The 10,338-nt window shown below is 63.2% G+C and carries 11 protein-coding genes; 8 read left to right on the plus strand and 3 right to left on the minus strand.

Annotated features, from left to right (window positions below; genetic code table 11):
• From RMO81_RS14285 to RMO81_RS14295, 3 genes are all read left to right on the plus strand, one after another.
• Positions 1–840, plus strand: an 840-nt coding sequence (locus RMO81_RS14285; RefSeq protein WP_310476573.1) for a cytochrome P450, incomplete at its 5' end; no start/stop codon positions are given.
• On the plus strand, positions 840–1,289 hold the full coding sequence (locus RMO81_RS14290) for a cupin domain-containing protein (protein ID WP_310476574.1): 450 nt from the start codon (positions 840–842) through the stop codon (positions 1,287–1,289). The genes RMO81_RS14285 and RMO81_RS14290, both read left to right, overlap by 1 nt.
• Positions 1,289–2,278, plus strand: a complete 990-nt coding sequence (locus tag RMO81_RS14295; RefSeq protein ID WP_310476576.1) for a proline iminopeptidase-family hydrolase — start codon at positions 1,289–1,291, stop codon at positions 2,276–2,278. The genes RMO81_RS14290 and RMO81_RS14295 overlap by 1 nt, the downstream gene beginning before the upstream one ends.
• 50 nt (positions 2,279–2,328) lie before the next feature.
• Here the strand turns inward: RMO81_RS14295 and RMO81_RS14300 are convergent, their stop codons facing one another.
• From RMO81_RS14300 to RMO81_RS14310, 3 genes are read right to left on the minus strand one after another with little or no spacing between them, the layout of a single operon-like run.
• Positions 2,329–2,688 carry a DUF6285 domain-containing protein gene (locus RMO81_RS14300; RefSeq protein ID WP_310476577.1) on the minus strand — a complete coding sequence of 120 codons (360 nt, stop codon included), beginning with the start codon at positions 2,686–2,688 and terminating at the stop codon, positions 2,329–2,331.
• Entirely contained in the window at positions 2,688–3,662 is a 975-nt protein-coding gene (locus RMO81_RS14305) for a phosphotransferase family protein (RefSeq protein ID WP_310476578.1), read from the minus strand. Before RMO81_RS14305 ends, RMO81_RS14300 begins: the two co-directional genes overlap by 1 nt.
• Before the next feature lie 5 nt (positions 3,663–3,667).
• On the minus strand, positions 3,668–4,186 hold the full coding sequence (locus tag RMO81_RS14310) for a GNAT family N-acetyltransferase (protein ID WP_310476579.1): 519 nt from the start codon (positions 4,184–4,186) through the stop codon (positions 3,668–3,670).
• A gap of 201 nt (positions 4,187–4,387) precedes the next feature.
• Here RMO81_RS14310 and RMO81_RS14315 point away from each other — a divergent pair, with 201 nt between their 5' ends.
• The 5 genes from RMO81_RS14315 to RMO81_RS14335 all read left to right on the plus strand — a co-directional run bounded on the left by RMO81_RS14315 (position 4,388) and on the right by RMO81_RS14335 (position 10,147).
• Positions 4,388–6,904, plus strand: coding sequence for a TonB-dependent receptor domain-containing protein (locus RMO81_RS14315; protein WP_310476580.1), 2,517 nt, complete (start codon positions 4,388–4,390; stop codon positions 6,902–6,904).
• Positions 6,905–7,009: 105 nt separating this feature from the next.
• Positions 7,010–7,573: a nicotinamide riboside transporter PnuC gene (gene pnuC / locus RMO81_RS14320; protein ID WP_310476581.1), complete on the plus strand. Its 564-nt coding sequence runs from the start codon at positions 7,010–7,012 to the stop codon at positions 7,571–7,573.
• Positions 7,570–8,106, plus strand: coding sequence for an ATP-binding protein (locus RMO81_RS14325; RefSeq protein ID WP_310476582.1), 537 nt, complete (start codon positions 7,570–7,572; stop codon positions 8,104–8,106). The genes pnuC and RMO81_RS14325 overlap by 4 nt, the downstream gene beginning before the upstream one ends.
• Positions 8,107–8,114: 8 nt before the next feature.
• Positions 8,115–8,843 (plus strand): SDR family oxidoreductase, encoded by a 729-nt coding sequence (locus RMO81_RS14330; protein ID WP_310476583.1) that lies wholly within the window; start codon positions 8,115–8,117, stop codon positions 8,841–8,843.
• Between the two features lie 14 nt (positions 8,844–8,857).
• Positions 8,858–10,147, plus strand: a complete 1,290-nt coding sequence (locus tag RMO81_RS14335; RefSeq protein ID WP_310476584.1) for an adenylosuccinate synthase — start codon at positions 8,858–8,860, stop codon at positions 10,145–10,147.
• The last annotated feature ends 191 nt before the right edge of the window (positions 10,148–10,338 follow it).

Below are 10,338 nucleotides of genomic sequence, written 5' to 3' on the forward strand. Positions count from 1 at the left end.
CTGATTGATGGCCTGCCGATTGGCGAGCAATTTGATTGGGTTGATCGGGTTTCCATCGAACTGACCACCGGCATGCTGGCCATTTTGTTCGACTATCCGTGGGAAAAGCGCCGCGATCTCACCTTGTGGTCGGATTGGGGCGGCGACATCGAAGCCGCGCTGAATCCCGCCACCAAGGATATCCGCCAGCAGCATCTGATCGACATGACCCACGCGCTCGATGCGTTGATGGCCGAACGCAAGGCCATCCCGCCAACCGGCGATCTGATCAGCGCCATGGCGCACAGCAATGCCATGGGCGACATGCCGTTCCAGGAACGCACCGGCAATTACATCCTGCTGATCGTTGGCGGCAACGATACCACCCGCAATTCCATGTCGGGCATGATCGAAGCCTTCAACCGCTATGACGGCGAATGGGCCAAGCTGGAGGCTGACCACAGCCTGATCGGCAACACGATTTCCGAAGCGCTGCGCTGGCAGACGCCGCTGGCCCACATGCGCCGCACGGCGGTGGAAGACGCCGATATCGCTGGCGTGCCAGTGAAAAAGGGCGACAAGATCGTTGTCTGGTACATCAGCGGCAACCGTGACGAGAGCGTGTTCCCCGATGCCGAACGCTTTGACATTACCCGCGCCAATGCCCGCCGCCATTTGTCGTTCGGTTTTGGCGTGCATCGCTGTGTGGGCGCGCGGCTGGCCGAGCTGCAGATTGCGGTGCTGCTGGAAGAATTGCTGGCCCGCAAGCTGTTCCCCCGCCAGGTCGGCGCGGCGGAATATGTCGCGCAATGTTTCGTGCACGGTTTCCGAAAGCTGCCGGTTGTGCTTGAAAGGCGTTAATGCCGAAGCTTGATGTCGATGCCCTGCCCGTCAACCGCGGGTCCAACTATCTGCCGCCCTATCAGAGCCAAGTGCTGGCGCGGACGTGGCAGGCGGTGGCGGCGGCTGGCGGGCTGACGCAGTTCGGGGCCAATCTCGTCACGCTTGCTGCCGGCAGCTGGTCCAGCCAGCGGCACTGGCACTCACACGAAGACGAAATGGTGGTCATGCTCGCTGGCGAAGCCGTTCTGGTAGAGGAAAATGGCGAAACCCTTATGAAGCCCGGCGACATCGCCACCTTCCCGGCTGGCGTCGCCAACGGCCACCATCTGCAGAACCGATCCGCCCTGCCCTGCCAGTTTCTCGCCATCGGCACCGATCGCATCGAGATCGACGAATGCCATTATCCGGATATCGACATGCATCTTGATCCCGCGGGTTTCCGGCGCAAATCGGGCCCGGCCACGTGATGGCCCGGCGCACACTACTGGCGTCCGGGCTGGCCAGCCTGCTACCGGCCCGTCTGGCCGCGCAAACATTGCGGCCAGGCGCGACCTCGCCCGGCATCCGGATTGCGCCCGATCAGGAAGCCATGGTGCCAGTCGACGGCGGCCGCATCTATGTGCGGGTGAATGGCGCGCTGGCGGCCAGGAAGCCGCCGATCCTGTTCATCCATGGCGGGCCGGGCAGTTCGCACTGGAGCTGGCTCAACGCCACCGCTCTTGCGGATGAGCGCGCTGTCATCCTCTATGACCAGCTCGATTGTGGCCGTTCCGATCGTCCGGGTAATCCGGCGAACTGGACAGTGGCGCGCTATCTTTCGGAGATCGAAGCCATTCGCGCTCATTTCGGCATCAACCGCTGGCACGTGCTGGGCGGCAGCTGGGGCGGCACGCTGGCGCTGGAATATGGCGCGACCAAGCCCGCTGCGTTGGCCGGGCTGGTGCTGCAATCGCCGCTGATTTCCACCGACATCTGGTTGCGCGACGCCGCTGATCTGAAAGCCGCCATGCCGGCCGATGTGCGCGATCTGCTCGACCGCTGCGACACGCCGGGCGCCGCGCCGCAAGCCGCCTGCGATGCTGCAACAGCGGCCTTTTATGCCCGCCATGTTCGGCAGGTGCAGCCGCCAGTGGATATCGCCGCCTATCGCGATGCGCTGCCAGTGCCGTTTGCCGAGCCGCTGTACAACCACATGTGGGGCCGCGCCGAATTCACCTGCACCGGCACGCTGAAAGACTATGACGGGCAGCCGCTGCTCGACCAGCTCGATGCGAAACGCACGCTGTTCGTGGCGGGCGTGGATGACGAGGCGCGGCCGGAAACCGTCGCCAATTTTGCCATCGCCGCCGGCGCCCGCTTCGAAGCCATCCCGCAAGCGGCACACAGTATCATGCTCGATAATCCAGAGGCTTATCTGGCACTGCTCAGGTCGTGGTTGAGCCGGATAGACGCTTGAGTCAATTTTGCTGGTTCAAACGCCAAGCCGTTTGAGCCAATCCTGTTGGTTCAAACGCCAAGCCGTTTGAACGTTGAATAACGCGGATTATCCACCGCGCACTTGGCCAGCGCCACGGCCAGCAGCGCATCGACAAGATCCGGCGTACTGGCGTTTTTCGTTCCGGCCCGCAGTTCATCACACAGGTCGGCGCGCAGCGTGTCCAGCGGCGCATCCTGCCCCAGCACGCCGGCCAGCAACTGCTGCTCCTTCACTTGCGGCTGCTGCGCCATCTCGCGCAGCACGATAGCCAGCGCATTGCCTGCCACCTTGGCATGAAAGGCGCGGCGGCCTTTCAACTCCGGCTCCAGTTCCGACAGGAACAATTGCACAGCCTCGATCAAAGTGGTGGCTTCAATCTGTTCGGCCATCACACGCTCCCGAATTTCAGCATGTGCATCAGGTCCAGCTCCACTTCGGAAACGCGGCGGCCGATGGCGGCACGTTCAACGTTGCGAAGCCGGCCCGAGACATGGTCGTGCCCCAACGTCAGGCACGACAGGCCCCATTTCAGCGTGCCCAATATTTCCCACAAATGCGCCTGATCGCGGTCCACCGGGCCACCGCCGGCCGCTTCATAGGCCGCATAAAGTTCTTCGCGCTCGCCAAAACCGCCCACTGGCTTGTCCCACACGCCAAACCGCCACGAATTGCAGCACAGCCAGCCCAGATCCTCGTGGGGGTCGCCCAGATGCGCCAGTTCCCAATCCAGCACGGCCACCAGGCCATCGGGTGCCACCAGAAAATTGCCCGAACGGAAATCGCCGTGGACGATGGTAGTGGCCGGCCGATCGTCCAGACGCTCTTTCAACCACGCAAAGACCAGATCGAACACCGGGCTGTTGACATCAAAGCGGCGATAATTGGCGAACATCCGCTCCAGCAATTGCGCCGTGCTGCCGGTGGGCAATGCCAGCCCGGCAACAGCGGCCACCGGCAACCGGTGCAGTCGCGCCAGCACAGCGGCACATTGCTGGGTCAGCACAGCACGGGCCGGCGCATATTCAGGCTGTTTCAGATATCGGGGTGCCAGGGCTTCACCCGGCAGCCGGGTCATCAGATAGCCTTCGCCCAAGCCATCGCCCGGCTCCAGCACCCGCACCACTTCGGCAACCGGCAGCCCGCTGGCAAAGGCAAACTGCTGCAGCCGGGCCTGATCAGCGCGCGGCAGACCGCCTTCGGGCACGGAACCGGTGGCAGCGCATTGCAGGATCAACGGCCACGGCGACCCATCGGCCTTTACCGCATCCACGGCATAAGTTGCCGACGATGCGCCGCCCGACAATTGTTCCACCCGCGATACATCGGTGTGAATCAGCGCGGCAACGATTTCGGGCGTGACCATCGTCATCAATCGCTGGCCAGACGGGCGTAACTGATCTCGTCGAACCAGGCATCGCCGTCGCGCCAGCTTTGCACGAAACGCCCTTCCTCGCGGAACCAGCAGCGTTCCAGCACGCGCTGCGCCGGGCGGTTGCGCGCGTCGGTCACGGCAACCAGGCGCCGGCGGCCATTGCGGAACAGGCGGCGCACCATCGCTTCCACCGCTTCGGCACACAGGCCCTGCCCCTGCGAGCGCGGATCGATCGCGAATCCGATTTCGGCCGTGGCGTTCCACGGCGGCGAAAATCGAATGCCCAGATCACCAACCATGCTGCCTGTCTTGCCGAAGATGGCGAACTGCTGCCACCCATCGGAATCGGTAGCGGCACGGCGCTGCATGGCTGCAATCAGGGCGATGCTCTCCTCCACCGATCGCGCGAGCGGGTCGAACGGTGCAGCGGCGCGGATGCGATGCCAGTCATCGGCATCATCAACCTGCATCGGCCGGATCAGCAACCTGTCTGTCGCAATCTCCCAATCATTCATCCTGTTATCCAACTTTCAGCGAAACGCGGCCTTTTCGTTGCACGGCGGCAACGGTCGGGCAAGAACCGTCACATCCAGACCCGCAATCACGCTTGATAAAACATGACGCATCTGTAATCGGCCCATCATAGTCCGATCAACGGGCTGGTTCGGAGCTGCCGTGGTCGACGGTTCATGCTCTGGTTTTTGGGAAGGAACTTCATGTTGACCGTTGAAACCGCAGGCATCACCGCCTTGCGCTCCGCCCTGTTGCTGGGCGTTTCTGCTGCCGTGGCTCTGGCTGCCCCCGCCTTTGCCCAAACTGCCGCTGCTGATGAAGCCGGCGATGAACAGATCATCATTGTCACCGCCTCCAAGCAGGCCAAGACCCTGCTCGACACGCCGATTTCGGTGTCGGTCACCGGCAAGGCGCTGATCGAAAGCGCCCAGATCCGCGATGCGTTCGATCTGCAAACCGTGGTTCCCAGCTTGCGCGTGTCGCAGCTGCAATCGTCGGCCAACACCAACTTCATCATCCGCGGCTTTGGCAACGGCGCCAACAACGTCGGTATCGAACCGTCGGTCGGCGTGTTCATCGATGGCGTTTATCGCAGCCGTTCCGCCGCCCAGATCGGCGATTTGCCCAGCGTTGAGCGCATCGAAGTGCTGCGCGGCCCGCAATCGACGCTGTTCGGCAAGAACGCGTCGGCCGGCATCATCTCGGTCGTCACCTCCGAACCGAAGTTCGAATTGGGCGGCCAGGCCGAGCTGAGCTATGGCAACTACAACGCCATCATCGCGCGTGCTGAAATCACCGGGCCGATCAGCGAAACCATCGCCTTCAGCCTGGCGGGCAACTTCAACCGCCGCGATGGCTATGTGTTCAACGAAGCGCTGAACATCGATGAAAACAACCGCAACCGTGGCGGCGTCCGCGCCCAGCTGCTGTTCAAGCCGTCGGAAGATTTCAAGCTGCGCCTGATCGGCGATTACGACAAGATCGATGAAATCTGCTGCTCGGTGGTCAACCTGGTTGACGGCCCCACCGGCAACGCTGTGCGCGCGCTCGGCGGTCGCATCATCTCCAATCAGCCGCTGGCGCTGCGTTCGTCGACCAACTTCCCGTCGTCCAACGAAGTCGATAACTTCGGCATCTCGGCACAGGCTGATTACAGCGCTGGCCAGTTCGATCTCACCTTCATCGGTGCCTATCGCGGCGTGCGGCTTTCGACCAATGCCGACAGCGATTTCACCAGCGCCGACATCATCGGTGAAAACAGCGGCCGCAACGCCATCGATACCTACACGGCCGAATTCCGTGTCGCGTCGAAGTTTGATGGCCCGGTCAATTTCCTGGTTGGTGCCTTTTACTTCCACGAAAACATCGATGCCAGCGGTCAGCTGACCTTTGGACGTGATTTCCGTGGCTATGCCAGCGCACTTTCGGGCGGCGCCTACGCCAATCTGGAACCGACGCTGCGCGCACTGCTGCCCGGCACCCCGGCTGGCCAGTTCGGTGGCCGCGGCCAGGGCCGGTTCGAAGATTATGACTATCGGAACCGCGCTATCTCGGTGTTCGGTACCGTGGATTGGAACATCGTGGATAACCTGACCCTGACGCTGGGCGGGAACTACACCCACGATACCAAGAACTATGCCACCAACGTGGTCACCACCGACGTGTTCTCCGGCCTTGATCTGGTGCGCGCTGGTGTGAACGCCGGTGTGCCGGCCGTGGTTGCCGCCAATCCGCAGTTCAACCCGTTCCTGGGTCTGCGCGGGCTGCAGTTCATCCCGCCGTACCTCAACACACCCAATGCCGTTGAAGACGGCCGCACGTCGGACAGCGATTTCGCCTACACCGTGCGCCTGAACTACAAGTTCAACGACAATGTGAACGTCTATGCCACCCACGCGACCGGCTTCAAGGCGAGCTCGATCAACCTGTCGTTCGATGCCCGTCCGCCGGCGGCGTTGTTCATTCCGGGTTCGACCGCGCAGTCGCCGGCTCCGGCAGCTTCGCCGATCCGCACTGCACTGGGCGCCAATCTGCCGGTCAACCTCGGCACTGGTTCGCGTTCGGCCAATCCGGAACATGCCACCGTTTATGAACTGGGCATCAAGGGCCAGTGGCAGGGCTTTGGCGTCAACCTGGCGGCGTTCCGCCAGATCCTGCAAGGTTTCCAGAGCAACGTGTTCTCGGGCACCGGTTTCATCCTGGCCAACGCTGAACAGCAGTCGGTGACCGGGTTCGAACTCGACACCACCATCTCGCCGGTCAAGGATCTGCGCTTCTTCGCCAACTTCACCTACCTCAACATGAAGTTTGATAGCTTCCTGGGTGGTGCAGCCCTGCAGAATGGCAGCTTTGCCACCCTGCCTCAGGATCTTTCCGGCCTGCGTGTGGCCGGTGTGCCCGAGTTCGCGGTATCGGTTGGCGGCGATTATACCGCCCGTCTGAGCGACCGCGCCAAGCTGAACTTCCACGTGGATTTTCAGCATGAAAGCCCGACGCAGATCGCTCAGGGCACCGTCGCCCTGCGCCGCACGGTGGACAATCTGAACGCCGCAGCAACCCTGGTGCTCAACAACAAGCTGGACATCACCCTGTGGGGTCGCAACCTGACCAACCAAGCCTGGGTGACCACCATCTTCCCGGGTGTCGCACAGGCCGGCACGCTGTCAGGCTATCGCAACCAGCCGCGCACCTATGGCGGTCTGCTGCGTTACCGCTTCTGATCAGTCCGCTGATCGAACTGAAATGGGGGGCGTGGCCAACGGCTGCGCCCCCCTTTTCATTGGTGCAGCTTGCAAATCGCTGGCGGCATGGGCTTAAGGCAAACCGTGAACCCGTGGGAACTTCTGGCGTCGGCCTTCGGCCTGGCCAACATGCTGCTGCTGGCCCGTCGTTCTGCATGGAATTTTCCGTGCGGCATGGCGATGGTGGCGATCTTTGCCGTGCTGTTCTGGCAGGCGCGGCTGTATGCGGTGGCCGGGCTGCAGCTGTGTTTTTTCGTCGCCCAGTTGCACGGGCTGTGGGCCTGGCGGCGTTCAGCCCAGCACACTGCCGGCGGCATCGCCGTGCGCCGATTGCCAGCAGCGCGCTGGCCGCTGGTGCTGATCGCCGGGGCCGCCGGATCGGCCGGGCTGGCAGCAGGGCTGGCCCAAACCGATGCGGCTGCGCCGCTGGTCGATGGCGCGGTGGCGGCCTGGTCGCTGGTGGCGCAGGCCCTCACCAATCTGCGCATCCTCGAAAGCTGGCCGCTGTGGGTGGGGATCAACATCGTTTCGGTGTGGCTGTATGCCAGCCAAAGCCTGTGGGTGACAGCCGGACTATATGGGCTGTTCTGCGGCCTGGCGCTGTACAGCTGGCAGGCCTGGCGGCGCGAACTGCCGCAACTCCCATGACGGGCCTGCACATCTGCTTTACCGGCGTTGAATCGACCGGCAAGACCCGGCTGGCAGAACGGCTGTCGCGCCGGTTTGGTGCGGTGCTGATGCCGGAATATGGCCGCGAATATGCCGAATCCATGGGCACTGATTTCACCCCTGATGCCCTGCGCACCATCGCCCGCATCCATGCCGAACGCCGTCAGTTGCTGCTTGCTGCACGGCCGCGGCTGTTGATCGAGGATACCGACGTGGTGACCACGGCAGCCTGGTTCCGCATGGTGCACGGCCGCCGCGATCCGGCGCTGTCGGCGCTGCCGGCCGCTGCCGATCTCTATCTGCTGTTTGCGCCCGACACGCCGTGGGTTGCCGATGGCACTCGGCAATTCGTGGGCCGAGATCGCCTCGCCTTCCAGGCCGTGATTGAAGACGAGTTGGCGACACGCAACATCGAACCCACTGTGATCATGGGCAATTGGCAGCAACGGGAAAAGCAGGTGGTCGCCGCCCTCACCCACCGGCTGGACAGCCAGCCCCAGTCAGCGTCATAGGGGCAGCCATGGCAAATATTCTTCTTACCGGCGCATCGCGCGGCATTGGCGCAGCGGCCCGCGTGGCGCTGGAACAGGCCGGCCACTCCGTTATCGGCCAATCAACGGCGGGCGGCGATAGCCTGATTGCTGCCGATTTTGCCAACCCCCGCGCTGCCGATGCGCTGTGGGCGAAGGCGTTGGAGCTGGCTGCCGCCACTGGTGAACGCCGCATCGATGTGCTGGTCAACAATGCCGGCGTATTCGAAGCCGCCGACATTGCCGACGGTGACGGCTTTGCCGCGACCTGGGCCCGCAGCCATGCCATCAACCTGCAAAGCGCCGCCGATCTGTGCCGGCACGCCGTGCTGCATTTTCAGGAAAACGGCGGCGGCAAAGGAAGGGGGGGGCGCATCATCAATGTCGCCAGCCGCGCCGGCCATCGTGGCGATTCGCCCCAGCATTGGCATTATGCAGCCGCCAAGGCCGGCATGCTGGCGATGACCAAGACCATCGCGCGCGGCTATGCCGGCCAGAACATCCTGGCCTTTGCAATCACGCCGGGCTTCACCATGACCGGCATGGCCGAAGAATATCTCGCCAGCCGCGGCGGCGACAAATTGCTGGCCGATATTCCGCTTGGCCGTGTCGCCAGCCCACAGGAAGTGGCTGAAATGATCCGCTGGCTGGCCAGCGACGCACCGGCTTCGATGACCGGTGCCACCCTCGATATCAACGGCGCCTCCTATGTGCGCTGACCAGAAGGACTGACATGCCGAATGTGACCGTGGTGGGCGCCCAATGGGGCGATGAAGGCAAGGGCAAGATTGTCGATTGGTTGTCGGCGCGCGCCGATGTGGTGGTGCGCTTTCAAGGTGGCCATAATGCTGGCCACACGCTGGTGGTCGGCAATCAGACCTATAAATTGTCGCTGCTGCCGTCGGGCATCGTGCGCGGCACGCTGTCGATGATCGGCAATGGCGTAGTGTTCGATCCCTGGCATTTCCGTGATGAAGTTGCTCGGATTGCCGGCATGGGCGTGGATATCAACCCCGACAATCTGGTGGTGTCGGAAACCTGCCCGCTGATCCTGCCGCTGCACCGCGATCTGGATGCACTGCGCGAGGATGCGATGGGCGCCGGCAAGATCGGCACCACCCGGCGCGGCATTGGCCCGGCCTATGAAGACAAGGTTGGCCGCCGCGCCCTGCGCGTTATCGATCTGGCGCATCTGGATGAAATCGGCCCGCAGCTGGAACGCCTGCTGGCCCACCACAACGCGCTGCGCGCCGGTTTCGGTGTGGCACCTGTGGATGCGATCGAACTGCAACAGCAGCTAGCCGATGTCGCGCCGGCTGTGCTGCCCTTCATTCAGCCGGTCTGGAAACGCCTGCGCGATGCCCGTTGGCGGCGTGATCGCATCCTGTTCGAAGGCGCGCAGGGCGTGCTGCTCGATGTTGATCACGGCACCTGGCCGTTCGTCACGTCTTCCAACGTGGTTGCTGGCCAGGCGGCCGCCGGCAGCGGCATGGGCCCGGATGCCACCGGCTATGTGCTGGGGATCACCAAGGCCTATACCACCCGGGTCGGTTCCGGCCCCTTCCCCACCGAACTGGATAATGACATTGGCCAGCGCCTGGGTGAACGCGGCCATGAATTCGGCACCGTCACCGGTCGCAAGCGCCGCTGCGGTTGGTTCGATGCGGTGCTGGTGCGCCAGGCGATTGCAGTGGGCGGCATCACCGGCATGGCGCTGACCAAGCTGGACGTGCTCGATGGGTTTGAAACGGTGATGATCTGCACCGGCTATCGCCTTGATGGCCGCGAGCTGGATTATCTGCCCGCCCATCCCTCCGAACAGGCACGGGTCGAGCCGATCTACGAAGCCTTTGAAGGCTGGAGCGAATCAACCGCCGGCGCCCGCAGTTGGGCGCAGTTGCCGGCCCAGGCCATCAAATATATCCGCCGCATCGAGGAACTGACCGAATGCCCGGTGGCGCTGGTCTCCACCTCTCCGGAGCGGGACGACACGATCCTGGTGAAGGATCCTTTCCGCGATTGACCGCCGGGCGCCGGGGTTGAAAGCCGGCGTCTTCGGGCGGCAATTTCCAACCGAATCGGCAACCGGGAAACGGTATCCGGCCGCCCTTGATGCCGGGGCGTGGGCCGAGTCGAACATCGTGGTGCTGTGGCCAAGCATTCTGATACCGTTCACAAATTCAGGGGAACGGGGCGGCCTCCTGTGTGCGCGCA

Source organism: Sandarakinorhabdus sp. (assembly GCF_031422795.1).
Taxonomy (GTDB): domain Bacteria; phylum Pseudomonadota; class Alphaproteobacteria; order Sphingomonadales; family Sphingomonadaceae; genus Sandarakinorhabdus.